This window comes from Ruegeria sp. YTSA226, assembly GCF_059609905.1.
This window is the reverse complement of sequence record NZ_JBXWMQ010000018.1, coordinates 54,872-71,312: the sequence shown is the minus strand read 5'-3', so window position 1 is coordinate 71,312 and position 16,441 is coordinate 54,872. Positions and strand designations below refer to the sequence as shown.

The window sequence follows — 16,441 nt, the reverse complement described above, 5'->3', positions numbered from 1 at the left end:
CATAATGGCTTCGATGAACCAGAAATCCTCCGTTGCTCAAACCCTAAATCTATCCGGTAGGTGCTGACGTCAGACAGTCCAAATTGACTGATGCCGCGCGAAGCTCCAATGACAGCGATGCGCAGTATGCGGACTTTGCAAAGTCTTTGGTACGGGTCGCAACAGAAGCCTATTTTCACAGTATTGAACAAGTGCCCATTCTGTGGAGAACTCTGTTGTGTTCTCCTATTTCAATGTCGCGCTGATACTGACAATTGTTCAAACGGTTATTGTGCCCTGAGAAGAGTTTCAGAAGGGCTTTCACCAAACAATTCACGATAATTCTTAGCGAAACGTCCAAAGCTTACAAATCCGTATTTCAGTGCGGCCTGCTTGACAGATTGAGGTGGGTCAGAAGGATCTGACAGCCACTCTTTGGCACCAGTCAGTCGCAACTTATAAATGAACTGCATAGGAGTAATTCCATAAACTCCGTCAAACGCTTGATATAAGGTAGTTCTTCCTACTCCGGCGCCTTCACACAGGGTAGCCAAATTAACATCTTCATATCTGTTCTTTCGCGCGAATTGGAGAGCTCGACCCACAGTCTTAAAATCGGGGCTTGGAAGCAAATTCTTGTAGGCCTTCTTAGGCACGCATTCGAGAAGAAATTCGCCTAGAAAGGAAAACATATCTTTTTCATGTGTTGGTGGCATGAACAAACCGCCAGTGAAGTCTCTATGGAATTTAGTGACGGAAAACATGCGTGTTATGCGGGATTTAAGTTGGTGTAGTTGAATGTCGTGGAGTTGCAGTAGCACGTGGTTCGGGTCGATCTCGATGAAATTGGATCCAGCAATGCGGTGAATCGCTTCGATCAACCGCGTTCTGCGTATTGCAAGCATAATGGATGTACGGTTGCTAGCGCTGGTAGTGAACTCAACTCTGCCATCAAGCAGGAACACATCTCCTGGTGCTGCTTCCCAACCATCCAGTTTGTAGGTTCCTTGCCAAGTGATTGGCAGGACAAGCCCGACCCAGTCTTTTGCAGCGAGCATTCTCCAAACTGTATTGGCATCACATTTGACCTTTGAGAGGACAGCGTCGGCGCCAAATACCATCTCTGCACGCAACCCAAGCGGCCCACCACCCAGTTGAACCAACTCGGTCTCTCTGACCGGGAAGTCATTCATATAGGTGTGAAAAGTCGTTTTAGGTGACCACATTGCAATCAAAAATCTTTCAGACTCTCGGCGGTTATTCTGAAGAGTGTAATTCACGAACTTTAGTTGTCCCAACATTAATGCAAACTCGAAGTCGCAAAAATTTTAAGCAACGGAAGAATCGAACACTGAATCCTCTTTGATGAGAACATCTTTCGTGGAAGCATCGCTAACCAAGCGGGTTAAAACCATTTAAATGCAGGAGCTTAAACAACTTTCTCCGAGGGCTTACGAGAGCTCGGTTCTCTCGCCATTGGAGCAAATAGGCAAAGAAAAGGCGGGGGAGTTCCCCTGATGGGAGGCAAGAATGAACAAGAAACCATTAATTTCAGCAATAGGGCTTTCTCTTCTGTTAGCGCCATTTGCTTACGCCCAATCCTTTGACATCGTAATAAAAAATGGCCGCGTAATGGACCCCGAAACGGGTTTCGACGCTACGGCCAATGTTGGAATCAACAACGGCTTTGTTACTGAAATAAGCACTGACAACTTGGAAGGCATTAGAGAGATTGATGCCTCCGGACATGTGGTTGCGCCAGGGTTCATAGATTATCATTCACACGGTCAGGACCTGTTTGCCCAACGCCTATACGCTCGTGATGGCGTAACAACTCCCATGGATTTGGAAATCGGTCAGTACCCAATAAGCAGCTACTACGACTATTGGGATGGAAAATCGATTGTAAACTATGGCGCCAATGTATCCCATGCTTTCGCCAGATTGGCTGTTCTGGATGGATTGGACCCCGGGGGAAGGGTTTTTTACGAAGGTTCGGCCACACGCGCGATGGATGACGGTCAGCAGTGGAAAACGAAGCTGTATGATCCCCTGGACGAGGCCGCAATTTTGGAGGCGGTTGAAAAAGGATTGCAGCAGGGTGGTATCGGGATTGCATACCCGATTGGGTACTACACCGTTGTTGGAAGTCCGGAGGTCATGGCCGTTACTTCTCTCGCGGCAAAGTATGATCTCCCGATAACAACACACGTTCGGTATCTCTCTCAAATTCCACCCAGCGGTTTCATGGGTATTACCGAAATGCTGACAATTGCCAGGGAAAACAACGTTCCGCTGCTGGTTCACCACGTCCCAAGCAATTGCCTTGGCTTGACGGAGAAGTGTTTGGATTTAATCGACAACGCACGTGCGCAAGGGCAGAAAGTCATCGGTGAATTCTATCCGTATAATTACGCAGGAACCTACGTGGATGCAGACTACAACAAGCCCGGATACAAGGAGCGATTGGGCGTTGAAGCGTCAGACTACATTGTAACAGAAACTGGAGAGCCGCTGACCGACGAAGAGTTTGACCGACTGCGGACAGAAGCGCCCGAAACACAGTTGCTAATGTACACAATGAAAGACGAGTACATCATGGAGGCGATGACCAGGCCTGGTGTAATCGTTGGTTCAGACGCGATGCCCTACATAGTCGACGGCGGGCTGAATGGTGATTTCGAGACGCCGTACGGTGCGGGCGCCGGGCACGCTCGGGGTGCTGGTACTCATGCAAAAGTACTCCGCATGGCGCGGGAAACTGGCGCCATCTCGCTGATGGACGCACTTTCTAAGATGACCTACGAGCCAGCGGCTTTTCTGGAGGACCACGTCCCGCAGATGAAACTTCGCGGGCGCATTCAGGAGGGCTCAGTCGCGGATATTACAATTTTCGATCCGGAAAACGTGACCGATAATTCCGGGCCGGAAAACGGGAAAAACTCTCTCCCATCGACAGGTATTCCCTATGTGATAGTCAATGGCACCATCGTTGTGGACGACTCAGTGGTTCAGAATGTCCCGGCCGGCGTCCCGATTAGAGGCAAGGTGAGCCAGTAGCCATAGCCGGTATACCCGACTCAAAACAACAAATGTCACACCTCATCAAGCTCCATGGCGCCGCTTAACCGAAAAATCTTTGACCGGTAGAGAGCCCTCCAAATCAAGGAGAACATCATGACTTGCAACAGATTATTCGGAGCAATTTTTTACACGGCCTCGATCTTTGGAGCCACAGCGAACGCGCAAGATAGCTCTGTACTCATTACGAATGTTGATGTTTTTGACGGCGTAAATGAAACGCTCATAGAAAATGTGAACGTCCTCATCGACGGCAATATTATCTCAAAGATTTCGCAAGAAGAACTTTCGGAAAACGACGGCCTGGTTGTTGAGGGCAATGGGCACACACTGATGCCCGGCATCATTGAGGGGCACTCTCATCTAGCTTTATCCGGGATAACGTTCGCTGACGTGCTTTTCGAGTTGCCAGGTTACCAATCCATCCGTTCTGTCGATACCGCTCGAGACATGCTGATGAATGGTGTGACCACAGCACGCGATATGGCCGGTGAGGTTTTTAGCCTCAAGCGTGCGATTGACGAGGGTTCTATTGTCGGACCTCGTATTTACCCGTCAGGTTCAATGATATCTCAAACAAGCGGCCATTCGGATTTCAGAGTCAGGAACGAGCGCAACCCATTGCTGGGTGGAGAGCCGCCAATCACTGACTTAACGGGAAACAGTACACTGGTAGATGGGGTCCCAAAGGTGCTCGCCGCGACACGCGAACAACTGCGGCTTGGAGCATCACAGGTCAAACTTGCTATTGGCGGCTCAGTTAGCGGACCCAACGACCCATTAGACACAACGCAGTTTACGTTTGAAGAAATCCAAGCAGCCACAGCAGCCGCGGAAAACTGGGGAACTTACGTTACCGTACACGGCTACACTCCTCGAGCCGTTAATCAAGCAATTGATGCCGGAATTAAGGTGGTCGAGCATGGTCAACTTCTCGACAAGCCAACATTGGAGAGGATGGCGAAAGATGGGATCTGGTTGAGTATTCAACCGTTTACGCTATGCAGCGAGCCTGGACTGAATGATGCACAGAACGCAAAACAAGCTATTGTGTGCCAAGGTACGGGATCAGTCTATGAGTGGATCAAGGGGCTTCCTGAACTAAAGGTCGTCCACGGAACCGACATCTTTATCAGCCCTGGGCCAGGAATTGGTGTCAGTGAGCAGGTCGAACAGATGGAACGGCTGCTGGACTGGTTTACGCCCTACGAAATACTGAAAATGTCGACCGGTAACTTTACAGAGTTGCTCCAGCTTTCCGGGCCAAGAAACCCATACCCAGGTGTGATCGGGCGCGTTGAAGAAGGCGCGTTGGCAGACTTGTTGCTAGTCGACGGCAATCCTCTCGAAGACCTAAGCGCAGTGACGGATCGCGAAAACATCAAAATCATCATGAAAGACGGGGTGATCTACAAAAACACTCTCGAGTGAAGGTGTTGTACGCAATCGGAAGGGATGAAAAGTGAATTTTCTCGAACCCAAAAGTCTATCACAACTTACACTATCTACCCTCGCCGCAGCGACACTTACAGCATCCACGGCAGCTGCTGAGGAAGATTGGCAATGGGGTGCCCAACTCTACTTCTGGGGAGCGTCCGTTGGCGGAGAAACCACAACTGGTGGCAATGTCGATATCAGCATAGACAAGATTATCGAGGACCTGAATTTTGGTGTCATGGGCACTCTCGTCGCGCGAAACGACCGATTGTCTTTGATAGCTGACGTCATCTATCTTGATGTAGATGAGTCTGATAGCACTTCCGTCAACTTGGGCGGAGCAAGTGTTCCAGTTACTGCGGATATTGGTCTCAAAGGCTTCATAACCACACTTGGAGCCGGCTACCGCGTGCTTGAGACTAGTGGTGGGTCGCTTGATATCACCGGGGGTGCAAGGGCCTTGTATTTAGACGGCGACGTGAGTGTTAGTGGACTTGGCGCTCCAATCGCCGAGTCGGAATCTGGCACAAACTGGGATGCGGTTATTGGCTTCAGAGGTGAGACAAATATCAATGAGGATTGGTATGTCAGCTACTACGCAGACATCGGCACCGGCGACAGTGATCTAACGTGGCAAGCAGCGGCAGCCATTAACTACAGGTTAAATTCCGTCGACCTAACCGTCGGCTACCGATACTTGGACTGGGACTTAGGCGAATTTGGACCTTTCAGTGAAGTTACCCTTTCCGGCGCATTTTTGGGAGTAAAAGTACCTTTCTAACGTTGCGGTACGTAAAAGTTGAGCCCCGCGAAACTCGAATGGTTCGACTTAAAAATCTGAACGGAAGGGATTAGCCGGATGCCAAGATTCTCGATGCGCGGAGCCGCAATGGCTTTTCTTACATTCGCTTTCTTCTTTGCGGCAGTGCCGTTGCTGGCCGCAGAAGATAACCTTGTTTCGTGGGATGCCCTTGTGCCCTCGGTAGAGCCTTATGACGACCCGTTTCTGGAAATGAAGTACGAGCATAAGTCCGACCTGCGGAAAATTCTGCTTGACCAAATTGCCAAGGAACAAGGCCAAAATGACCCCGAAGCTAGCAAAGCAGCCGAGCAGGCCCGCAACAGGTTAGATGCAGCTGGGCTCAATGCCGACCAGCTTTTGGAACAGCGTCTAGTTGTCATGGAGCGGCGCGAAGAAGAATCAACAGGTGTAACCACCAGACTCCTAGGTGCAGAACTGACTTTGGACGGCTATGCGCTGCCACTGTCTGTCACGGCGGGAAAAGTTTATGAATTCCTTCTGGTGCCTTGGATAGGCGCTTGTATCCACACTCCGCCTCCGCTGCCAAACCAGATCGTCCATGTGTCGGTCCCAAAAGGTTTGATTCTAGAAAACCGGTTTCAAAGCATTCGTTTGTCCGGCGTTCTGCGGCACGAGCCTGGGGTACATCAACTGTTCCTCATCGACGGATCTACTGACATCCCTGTGTCATACAGTATGGCAAACGTCACAATATCAGGTACGCCGCAGAATATCGTTGCATCATCAATGTCGGATCTGCCTGTTCTGGACCGCGCGCAGGTATGGGTAAACAGCCTTTTCACAACGGCCATGACGTCTATCCGGAACGGAGACACAACCGGGGCATTGTTTACAGCCTTATTTCTCGCCTTCGGATACGGCGCTTTACACACCTTGGGCCCGGGGCACGGTAAAGCGGTCGTTATTTCCTATTTTGTCGGCTCTGGCGGTAGCCTGCGGCGCGGACTCGTGATGGGCTTCCGTATAGCAATAATTCACGTTGTTTCGGCCGTGGTAGTTGTATTCTTGTTGGATTTCGCCGTACGTCAAACCACTGGCGCAGCACCTTCAGACTATCGAGCCATTCGCCTAATCAGTTACGGGCTAATTATTGCGATTGGTGTGTTCATGCTATGGAAAGCGCTTTCAGCAACGCGGTTTGCGTTGAAAGCTGGGGATCTCGGAGCCCCGGCACATGATCACGATCACCACGGTCACCATGTTCGCGGATGCGCCGCCTGCGCCGCGAGCACCGCTCCAGCGGGCAGCGTTTGGATCGCGGCTGCTGTCGGTATTGTACCGTGCACCGGCGCTTTAATTGTCATGCTTTTTGGGCTTGCAAACGACTTAATCGTACCAGCAATTCTGATGGTTTGCGCAATATCACTGGGCATGGCTATGGCAATGTCAGCCATTGGCATTGCTGCCCTTTGGGGCCGCAGCTGGGCCTATGGCCGCTTTGACATGACGGATAAGCGGCGACAAACCTTCGAACTGAGTACGCGCTTGGTAGGTGCCATTTGTGTTCTTGCAATCGGCGTGACCCTATTCTGGATCAACTACAAGCATTCACCCGCTGCGACTTTGCCTCAAGCAGAGTTGGCTTCAAGCTTTTATTAGCGAGAGTTTTGTAAATTGACGACGGCAGGTTTACTCGCCCCGCTTCTATTGATCTTGATCTGGCGAGCGGTACGTCGAGCTAGAAGAATTCAACATGTTCTGACAGCTCACCTGTGGATTTTCGCAATTTGGAGAAAAAGCGTTCCACACATATTTGCTCTCGGTATCAAAATGAATCGAATTAGCAGATTTTTTTCAGTCACAGACACCATGAAACGATTTGTTTCTGTCAAACTTGAGAGTTCGCAGACCAAGGACCTGTCGAAAGCAACATGTAACCTTGAGCTAAGCAGTCGGCTAAAATCCTTTTTCGTGGCTTCATTATTGTTGGTTTTACCTTCAACCCTGTGGGCCTTGGATCCCGCTAACCGAGCCGTGAGGATTACTGATGATGTAGCAACTGACTCCGACGTGGGCGTTCGAAGTGGAGATTTTATAGCTGCACCTATTCCGTTTTCGAACGAAACGATAGGAAGTGGCGCAACACTTGGCGCTGGATACCTGTTTGCCCTCCCAGGATCAAAGACTTCCGGTATTGGTGCCGGATACTTCGGAACGAATGAGGGATCCTCTGGATATGGAATCGGAGGAACGGTTAACTTCAATCAAGGGAGATGGACTGTAGGTGCAATTTATGTAGATGCCGATTTGAATTACGATCTACCGATATCCGGCAGCTTTGAACTACCTTTAACGCAGTCAGTTGATGGTTATGCCATTCGTATGGAGTATGGTTTCACAGACACGACGAAAATCGGGTTTGGATATGCTTTTGCGGATTCTCAGTTGTCACTCAACTCCGATTTCATCCGCCAACTCCCAGATTTTCTCCAACCCGATTTGCATATCCTATTGAAAAGGCTGACATTCGATGTTGTGCACGACACAAGGGACGATACATTTTATCCAAGTTCAGGACTGTTGGTGACCGGCAACTTCTCGTATGGCGATGTTACAGACAAAATTCTCAATGATAGACTGACAATAAGTGACAGAAACTACGGCAAAGGTGTCTTGTCTTTGGCGTCCTACAATCCGGTGGGACGGAAAGGCGTTATCGCTTGGCGGGCGGTAATGTGCGGTGCAGCTAAAGAAGCTCCATTCTTTGATGGGTGTGGTGTCGGGTTTGTCGACGGGTTGAGGGGGTTTTCTGCATTTGATGCTCTCGCTGACTGGTCGACATCCGCACAGATCGAATACCGTGGCCGCCTCTCTCAGCGTTTCGGATATGTCTTGTTCGCAGGAGCAGGTGGCGGTGGATCAGGTTTGGATTCCTTGTCATTTGACCGAGGTGGTGCCGGGTATGGTGCAGGCTTGCGTTATCGGTTGTCGAAGCAGAACAGGCTCGACTACTCTATCGACTACGCCTTCAATGACGATGGTGATGGCTTACTCTATCTATATATCGGCCAGCGTTTCTGAGACGAAAATGAAATCTGGGGCAAATGAGAAATTGTTTCAAGTAAACGGCTTTAACTGTCTTGGCTCTTGCTCCAAAAATTGGTTCCCGCCCGTGTCATCGCAAAAGTCAAGGTAAGCTTAGAAGATTCCGATGTCTAATCCATCCGATGTTTTGACGGCAGAGTCACCACAACTCGTCCTCGCCTTTGCGGCCGTCGTTTTTCTTCTTGTTTGGCGGCTTGCGTTGCTAAGCCCACACATTCGAAATTTCGCGCGCGTTCATCTTTGGCCAGCAGCCATACTCGACATGTTCCTCCTGCCAGCTGGGGCACTTGGACTTTATGAGTTAACTGCCGCCCTGTCAGAAATCGGTGAGTCATTCTACTGGACGCGACATGTCCTGACACTATCCGAACTCCTAGTGTACCTCGCTGTCGCATCCAGTCTCGCAAGGCTGGTTGAAACCTGGGTTCGATATCACACGTACAGTGGCCACTCTGGCCAACACTCGCATCTTACACTGACAATTCTCTATGCACTCTTTTGGCTCATCGGCGTTTTGGTCTTTCTTGCAGTCAAGGATATAGCACCAACCGAGCTGTATTTGTCGACAGGGGCTGTTGCCGCAGTTTGCGCTTTTGCAATGCAACAAACTCTTGGTGACTTTTTTGCCGGGATAGCCGTGGGAATGGAACGGTCTTTCAAAATCGGCGATTGGCTGCGGTTCGATGATGGAACGGAAGGCAAAGTCATCGACATCAATTGGCGCTCTACCCAGTTAAGGGGATGGAGCGGAGGAACTTATGTCATTCCAAATGGACAGCTGTCACGACAGCGTTTTTTGAACCTTCACGGTCAAAACAGCCCATATGCGGAAGTGTTCGAAGTACAAATTTCCAGCAAAGCAGACCCTACCACCATAGTTAATCTGCTTTCGGATGCGGTTGGAAAGTGTAGCACGGTCATGAAATCACCACAGCCGTCAATTCGCTTGAAGAACGGATCAAGCCAGCCCTACATCTACTATGCATGGGTATTTTTCCCTAACTATCCCAGCATGTTCCAAGGCCGGGAGGAGTTGTACACAAACATCCATGAAGCGCTGCTGAACGCCGGATTGGAAGTATCTGCGGATGTTTACGAAATCAAGAGCAACAAAGTATCGAACAAAGACTAATCGTTCTCCCGCAGCACCTTTTGTTATTCATCCGATCTTCGAACACTCGAATACACTTAGCAGTTCCACCGCTTTTTGTCGGATGTCAGGAACGGCGTCGCTAGATTGGTGTTAGACGGGTCATGTGTGGCTTCGTGCATAATCCCCCTCTAAGCGACTTTCGGATACGCAGCCGTTCAGGCAAAGGACCTGATCGACAACCAGCTAAAGAGCGGAATTATCATTGATTTTGGGCGAGCTGGATGGCGTTAAAATTTCGGATTTAACCTTGAAACAGAAATGGGAGGTCACTTTGACCTCCCATCAACATTTTACCACAAGGCCTTGAACGGAACGTGCAACACTTTTCCGTTTTCCAATCCTTAGTTGCCAGCGTGGTGGTTGTACGCTCCAAGCAGGATTTCTGCGCGCGAATTTCCTATTGTATTTTCGAGGCCCGTGCTTCGCCCGCCAGAGACACGTATTCGCGCACCGCAATGATATCTTCTGGCGAGGTTAAGTGCCCAGCCTTTAGAAGGTCGGCAAGCAGCTTGGCTTGGCTCCAGTCTTCACGGCCTCCGAATTGACGAGCAACAACCGGGGCAATCGATGGTTCATTGTGCAACAACGTCGCAACAGCGCCTCGAACAACATTTTGCGTTTCTTCATCCCCGGAAAGACTGTGAATTGCGAATGCCTCAACAATCAGTTCCCGGTTTTCAAGCGGAAGTGTCACATCTGCCAAGTAGCGCATCGACAACTCAGTAGCGGCGCTTGGCCCACCATGCTCTACAAAAGCGGTAGCGAAGGCACCGAAGGCAGGACCCGGCCTTGCTGAATAGACTTTAAGCCCTGCTTGCAACGGCCGTTGGACGTCACTGTCTTTAGAAAGACCAAGTAGAAGAACCTGTATCGGTAAGAGTGTCGGATCAGAGACGGCATACAATCCAGAGGTGATCGCTTCCGCTGGGATGCTCAGTCCAAGATTTTTCAACGTCCCATATTCCACACGGTCAAGTTCACGAAGCGCCAACTGGTGAATACGAATCTCGGTGTGGCCCAACAATGCGCCAAAAAAAACTAACCGGTCATTCTCATCCCCTCCACGCCAGTCCTCAATTCGTGCGATGATTTGATCAAAGACTGCGATCAATTCTCCGTCGACAAGTGCAAGTCTTGTCCAAGCACCGTACTTCTCTCGCCCGAAAATTGCGTAAGCGTTCGGATTTTTTCCAAGCCTCTGAATTGCGGTTGCGTCCACGCGGTGAGGGATATCAATATCTTCGGGCGTTGCGCCAATTGCTGCAATCGGATCATACCGCAACGGATCATTTGGATCTTCGATAACAGGAACTGCCAGTGCAATTTCCTGACTGCGTAGTAACTTGTCCACCACCGTGTCTTGCGGGATGTAATTATGAAATGCACAGGCGTACACAGTCGTAGCGGCCATGACGACGGACAACGCTGCACCTGATAGGGCTGCAATAAACAGACGTTTTATCATCTTGACCTCCCAAGAATGATTTTGTTTGTCATGAGGCGATCCAATCACGCCGCGTTGGTCTCTTTGCCTTCCAGCCAGGTTCCACTTACTTCGATGTTTTCTATTTGCATTGGGTCAACAGAAGTCGGGTCGTCTTCAAGAACCGTGAGATCAGCGTATTTCCCAACTTCCAAACTCCCCGCAATGTCATCCATATGCAGTTGCCAGGCCGCATGCGTCGTTACACCTTTAAGTGCTTCTTCTACTGGAATACGCTGGTCGGGCGCGAAGACTTCCCCACCGTCTGCCATGACTCTGGTCACCATGTCTTGGACGCAACGCAGAGGACCTAACGGCGATACCGAGTAATCGCTGTGCATTGAGAACGGGATGTCTTTTTCAACGGCCGTGGCGGCGGCATCGTAGTACTCGACCCTTTCTGGACCAAGTAGATTATCTCGGAACGCCTTGCCCCACCATCGAATATGGCCGGACAGGTAAGTTGGCGAAACACCAAGTTCCTTCATCTTGTCGTACTGCTCAGGATGGCCGACGCTGCAATGCTCAATCCGGTGCCGATGATCGTCGCGCGGGTTCTCCGCCAATACCTGTTCGTACACGCGTAGCACGAGATCTATAGCCGCATCCCCGTTGCCATGAACGGCAAGAGAAAAACCATCCCCATGTGCCCGTTTGACCACCTCGTAAAGTTGATCTTCCGTGTAGTTCAGTGCTCCACGGCTATCCGTGCCAAGATAGGGCTCGCGCAAGTAAGAGCTATAGGCCTGCGTTGCGCCATCTGACCACGCCTTCATCTTGGCAACGCGCATCTTGTCGTCGCCGTAGCCCATTCCGATTCCGTTTTCGGCCCAGTCGTCCATCAGGGTTGAAACAAGAAAGGCGCGCGTCCGCACCGGCGCGCGATCCTTGATGCGCTCAAATAATCTGAGGTCTTCGATCCCTTTGTTTTGACCGACGCTTGGATCACCAAAGGTGGTAATTCCGACCTTGGCACCCGAGTTGAAAAAACGGAGTGTTCGCGCCTCCATATCCTCATCGGTCAGTTGTTGGGCAGCGTTTAGAAACGGGCCAAAAGTCGGGAGCTCTTCCAAGCGACCAGTGAGTTCCCCTTTGTCGTTTTTTACGTAGCGAGCCGCGACTGGGTCCGGAGTGTTCTCGTCGATTCCAACGATTTTGAAGGCAAGTGAATTAGCATAAGCTGCATGACCACTTCCTTCCAGCAACAAGAACGGGTTGTTGGGGGCGATGCGGTCCATATCTTCAAGAGTGAACTGTCGCCCGCCGGGGGTCACGACGCCGTCATAATCAGCGGCCAGAAGCCAGTCGCCTTCTTTCAACTTGGCGGCACCTTCGTTCAGTTTTTGCATTACCTCGTCGAAACTGGCTACTTCAGTCGGACTGATAATAATGAAGTCGTCCTTGACCACCGAATATGAATGCGCGTGGCTGTCGATCATGCCAGGCATTAGAGTTCTGCCGTCAAGATCAATGATGCGTGTCGTGCTGGAAGTCAGCGCGTCGATTTCATCTTGGCTGCCAACAGCGATGATCCGCCCATCGCGGACTGCCAGCGCTTCAGCCTTTGGGTTGGAGGTGTCCATCGTAAGGATATTACCACCACTGAAAATCACGTCCGCTGCATCAGATTGGGCAATAGCTGTTCGATAGGGAAGCATAAGAGCCCCCGCAACGGCAAGCGACCCGGTTTTCAATACATAACGCCTGTCTGGCCGGAAAGCTGATTTGTAAGGAAGCAATGGGGCTTTCATACTATTTCTCCTTATATTTCTATAATTTTTCGATGTTCTTGGTGCGCAATCGACCCATTCTGCTTGGAGTGTGAAGTGATGAAGACACCTCTAATCCGCGAGATCGCGGCATTTTTTCACCTAACGGATTGCAAAAAATCTGGCTCCGAAATCCTTTGTTCGGCAGCCTCAATCCGCTTCGCTTTCGACAATAATCGGGAACAGCTTATTTGGTTGGGCGAAATTCTCGCGATGAAATAGTATTCAATTTATCCGGTGTACTAATTTTTTAAGACCGCGCACTAAGTTTGGCCCTATGGGTTTCACGCATCTTGGAGAGTTCTTATGCAGTTGCGACCGTTAAAGAGTTTTGCACAACACTTCGCGAATGCGCCGGTTCGAGAGACAGAACTTGTACAGCTGGGTCCAGGCGACATCAATTTAAAGGACTGTTGGATCTACGGAGAAAACAGCTTTGTAAATACCGCGTCCAGTAAAGCCCGGTCTTCTTGGACAGTGCTCGGAAGGCAGGATTTGATGGCACTAATGTTGCCACTTTCTTGGGACGGGGATTACCGCGTAAATGGTTGGTACTCCGATCCAGGTGATGTCTATCTGCTCGACGGGGAGGACGAATACTGCAACGTGGGTCAGGATCGGAAAGTGCTGTTCATTGCTTTCGAGCGCCGCCGAATGACGAGAGAAGTCGCTTCCTTAAGCAGGCGCACCTACGATGAGCTACCCCGAGGGCACAACAAGTTTCAAATTGGTCTAGCGGCGGCTGAGAATCTATCAAAGATCGCTGGCCGAGCTTTCCAAAATGCTTCACCTCTTGATCAAGGGGGGCGGCGATTTGGAATGAGCCGCGGAGTAGAAAGCGAATTTTTTGCTCAGATCGCGCAATGGATATTGTCGTTGAACCTGCATTCCAATTGTACACATGTTCTAGACAAGGCAGCTTTCAAGAATGTTAGGTTGGCGCGGGGCGCTATCACACGTACCCCTGCGGACCAACTAACGATCTCAACTCTGTGTCGAGTTGCTGGTGTGGGGCGAAGCCAACTTCACGAGAACTTTGTCGAGATTTTTGGTGAATCGCCTTGGCAATACATATTGAAGCGACGTTTGACTTCTGTCCGAGAGCATCTCCTAGACGTTGTATCAACACCAAGGTCGGTCAAGGACACAGCACTCATGCATAGCTTCTTTTCTGGTGGCCACTTTGCGAAAGAATACCAATCAATGTTCGGAGAGCTACCGTCTGAGACATTAAAAAAGACACTGACCGAAAAATCTCAACTTTGATTAGATTGACCTCGGTTTTGCTTGTCTATTCGCGTTAGGCAGTGAAAATCAGCGAGGCGACTATTCAAGCCGGCGATGGCATTTCTTTTGAAACCATTTTGATTGGCCTGTAGGTTTGCCGGGACGTTTGGATTGTCCGCAACTCGGAATCTGCATAGCTTGTTTTGATGTCCGCTTTGGGCTGCGACCAGCCAATCATGCAAGCCGCAGAGAATGGCCGCATCGAGCCCAAATTTGCCGATGCTGCTTAGAGCACCAATGTCAGCGATGCGCAGAAAGCAGACTTTGCAAAGTCCGGTGCGCGGCCCGTCGAACCTGTCATTCGCTGCGTAAGCGAAATTTCACAATAGACAAATGCATAAAACGGGGACGAAGCAGACCTCAATGGGAACAGACCGAACTTTGGCACTAGTTTTTTTGCGCGGCATTTTCACGGCGCATTCCAGAACGCTGGCGTTTCGTATTCAGAAAACACCCAATGCCAGGCAGCATCCTGATTTTATCTATGACTTTCCTAAAAGAATTGCGTGTTCCCGTTCTATAACCTTTTCCCAGTCGCCTTGCGCTTTCAGACCGGTCGAAGAGTCTCCCATGAGCGAAGTGACCATTAGTCTTCCACGCGCTTTCGCTTCCTCTTTCGAGAAACCGGCCTGTTCAAACATCCAGGCGGCAAACTGGAAGCGTTTTCCGATGGTTCTTTGATACGCTTCTTGCACTTTTTCATCGGTTTTTGCCCAGACTGACACGGCGTGATCCGGCAAGGCGGCGTCCTCTTCAATGACCTTTTTCATGAGAAGAAGAATACGGTCTTCCGGGGGGCCGCCAAATGTCTTTGCCTTTGTGATCACGTTGTCAGTCAGTTCCTGCTCCCAATATCTGAGAACTTCATCCAAAAGCTCGTGGACGTTCTTGAAATGCCAGTAAAAGCTACCGCTTGTCAGGTTCAGCCGCTTTGCCATTGGCACGACCTTTATCGCGGCAACGCCGCCCTCGTTGAGTACTTTGTAGGCCAGCAATATCCAGTCTTCCTTGGTCGCGGCGTTTTTTGGTGAGTTTCGAGCGATAGATTCTGCCATTCAGATTACAGCATTCTTTATTTGACATAGAGCAGTCTACGGGCTTACCGTAGAGATGTCTATGGTGAACGAGGGGATCACAAATTCGTGTTCTCTTAAGAGGCTTCGTTTTGAAGGGGGGGGATCAATGAATAACTTAATGAAAACCGCAGCCGGCACATTTATGGCCTTAGGTATGACACTGGCGGGCACAGCCACGGCGCAAAACGCCTTGCCGACAGGTCGGAGTGCCAGTGCAATCGAAAACGGTGTTTATCCCGCGTCTTACTTTCCTAACACTGAAATCCTCGGAGAGGATGAGATGCGTATCACGGCATTGGGTACAGGGATGCCAAACCAAACCAAGGCCGCAGTTTCTATTTCGTTTTATGTGGAACTTGGGAATGGGGACGTCTTTCTGTTTGACGTAGGAACTGGCGCAACGGGAAACCTGTTTTCGCTGCGACCGGACTTTGCAAAGGTCGACAAGGTCTTCTTCAGCCATTTACATGTTGATCACGTTGGAGACTTCATGGGCCTCCACGTTGGGGGTTGGCTTTCGGGCAGATATACCCCGCTCCGCATCTTCGGCCCGTCCGGATCGGAAGATGAACTGGGCACTAAAGCCTATGTTGAAGGCATGTCCAAAGCCTATGCCTGGGACTTGGCCACGCGAACGGGCGCACTGCCGGACGAAGGAGCAAAGCTAGACGTCACCGAATTCGACTACATGCAGGAAAACGAGATCGTCTATCAGGAGAACGATGTCACGATCCGGTCCTGGCCTGCGATCCACAGCCTTGATGGTTCCGTGAGCTACTCTCTGGAATGGAATGGGCTGAAATACGTCTTTGGTGGCGATACTTACCCGAACAAGTGGTATGTCGAATATGCCAAAGGGGCAGACATCGCTTCTCATGAGGCTTTTCTTCCACCTGACGCTTTGGCCCCTTATTTTGGCTGGGACATGAAACAGGCAACGTATGTTGCCACGCGCGTTCACACTGAACCCGCGGCCTTTGGCAAAGTGATGTCCGCGGTCGAACCGCGCATGGCGCTGGGGTATCACTCTGTTCTTTCACCCGAAAACTATCAGGCAATTTTGGAAGGCGTCCGTTCGACCTACGATGGACCACTCACGCTCGCACGGGATCTTCAGGTGATCAACGTAACCAAGGACCAGATCGTTGTTCGGGAAGCGAGTGTTGACGACTATGCGTTGCCACCAGCTGTGAGCGACGAGTACATCAATGCCCCGCGTTCAAAAGAAAAAGAGCCGTCCGACAAAGTCAAAGCGGGCAAATGGGATGGTTACACGCCACCGCCAATGCCGGATCAATAACAACCCGG

The 16,441-nt window shown here is 50.5% G+C and carries 12 protein-coding genes; 8 read left to right on the top strand and 4 right to left on the bottom strand.

Going from position 1 to position 16,441, the window contains the following annotated elements; all coding sequences use genetic code 11:
- Positions 1-266 precede the first annotated feature (266 nt).
- Positions 267-1,280 (bottom strand): AraC family transcriptional regulator, encoded by a 1,014-nt coding sequence (locus AC2FFF_RS17515; protein ID WP_496883018.1) that lies wholly within the window; start codon positions 1,278-1,280, stop codon positions 267-269.
- A 229-nt stretch (positions 1,281-1,509) separates the two neighbouring features.
- On the opposite strand from AC2FFF_RS17515, the gene AC2FFF_RS17510 reads away from it, so the two are divergent.
- From AC2FFF_RS17510 to AC2FFF_RS17485, 6 genes are all read left to right on the top strand, one after another.
- Complete coding sequence (locus AC2FFF_RS17510; protein ID WP_496883017.1) at positions 1,510-3,039, top strand: amidohydrolase family protein; 1,530 nt, start codon at positions 1,510-1,512, stop codon at positions 3,037-3,039.
- Between the two features lie 117 nt (positions 3,040-3,156).
- Positions 3,157-4,491, top strand: coding sequence for a metal-dependent hydrolase family protein (locus AC2FFF_RS17505; protein WP_480889110.1), 1,335 nt, complete (start codon positions 3,157-3,159; stop codon positions 4,489-4,491).
- Between the two features lie 31 nt (positions 4,492-4,522).
- Positions 4,523-5,278 carry a hypothetical protein gene (locus AC2FFF_RS17500; RefSeq protein WP_480889108.1) on the top strand — a complete coding sequence of 252 codons (756 nt, stop codon included), beginning with the start codon at positions 4,523-4,525 and terminating at the stop codon, positions 5,276-5,278.
- A gap of 93 nt (positions 5,279-5,371) precedes the next feature.
- Complete coding sequence (locus AC2FFF_RS17495; RefSeq protein WP_496883016.1) at positions 5,372-6,919, top strand: HoxN/HupN/NixA family nickel/cobalt transporter; 1,548 nt, start codon at positions 5,372-5,374, stop codon at positions 6,917-6,919.
- Positions 6,920-7,129: 210 nt separating this feature from the next.
- Entirely contained in the window at positions 7,130-8,341 is a 1,212-nt protein-coding gene (locus tag AC2FFF_RS17490) for a BamA/TamA family outer membrane protein (RefSeq protein ID WP_496883015.1), read from the top strand.
- 130 nt (positions 8,342-8,471) lie between these two features.
- Positions 8,472-9,497 (top strand): mechanosensitive ion channel family protein, encoded by a 1,026-nt coding sequence (locus AC2FFF_RS17485; RefSeq protein WP_171105995.1) that lies wholly within the window; start codon positions 8,472-8,474, stop codon positions 9,495-9,497.
- Positions 9,498-9,915: 418 nt separating this feature from the next.
- Here AC2FFF_RS17485 and AC2FFF_RS17480 read toward each other — a convergent pair whose 3' ends face one another.
- Both AC2FFF_RS17480 and AC2FFF_RS17475 read right to left on the bottom strand, forming a co-directional pair.
- Positions 9,916-10,983, bottom strand: a complete 1,068-nt coding sequence (locus AC2FFF_RS17480) for a hypothetical protein (protein WP_496883014.1) — start codon at positions 10,981-10,983, stop codon at positions 9,916-9,918.
- Positions 10,984-11,027: 44 nt separating this feature from the next.
- Complete coding sequence (locus AC2FFF_RS17475) at positions 11,028-12,752, bottom strand: amidohydrolase (protein ID WP_170425592.1); 1,725 nt, start codon at positions 12,750-12,752, stop codon at positions 11,028-11,030.
- Between the two features lie 324 nt (positions 12,753-13,076).
- Between AC2FFF_RS17475 and AC2FFF_RS17470 the strand changes: the two genes are divergently transcribed.
- Entirely contained in the window at positions 13,077-14,036 is a 960-nt protein-coding gene (locus AC2FFF_RS17470) for a helix-turn-helix domain-containing protein (RefSeq protein WP_170425589.1), read from the top strand.
- 503 nt (positions 14,037-14,539) lie between these two features.
- Here AC2FFF_RS17470 and AC2FFF_RS17465 read toward each other — a convergent pair.
- Entirely contained in the window at positions 14,540-15,112 is a 573-nt protein-coding gene (locus AC2FFF_RS17465; RefSeq protein WP_496751170.1) for a TetR/AcrR family transcriptional regulator, read from the bottom strand.
- A gap of 127 nt (positions 15,113-15,239) precedes the next feature.
- On the opposite strand from AC2FFF_RS17465, the gene gntH reads away from it, so the two are divergent.
- Positions 15,240-16,433: a guanitoxin biosynthesis MBL fold metallo-hydrolase GntH gene (gntH, locus tag AC2FFF_RS17460; protein WP_496751168.1), complete on the top strand. Its 1,194-nt coding sequence runs from the start codon at positions 15,240-15,242 to the stop codon at positions 16,431-16,433.
- Positions 16,434-16,441: the final 8 nt, after the last annotated feature.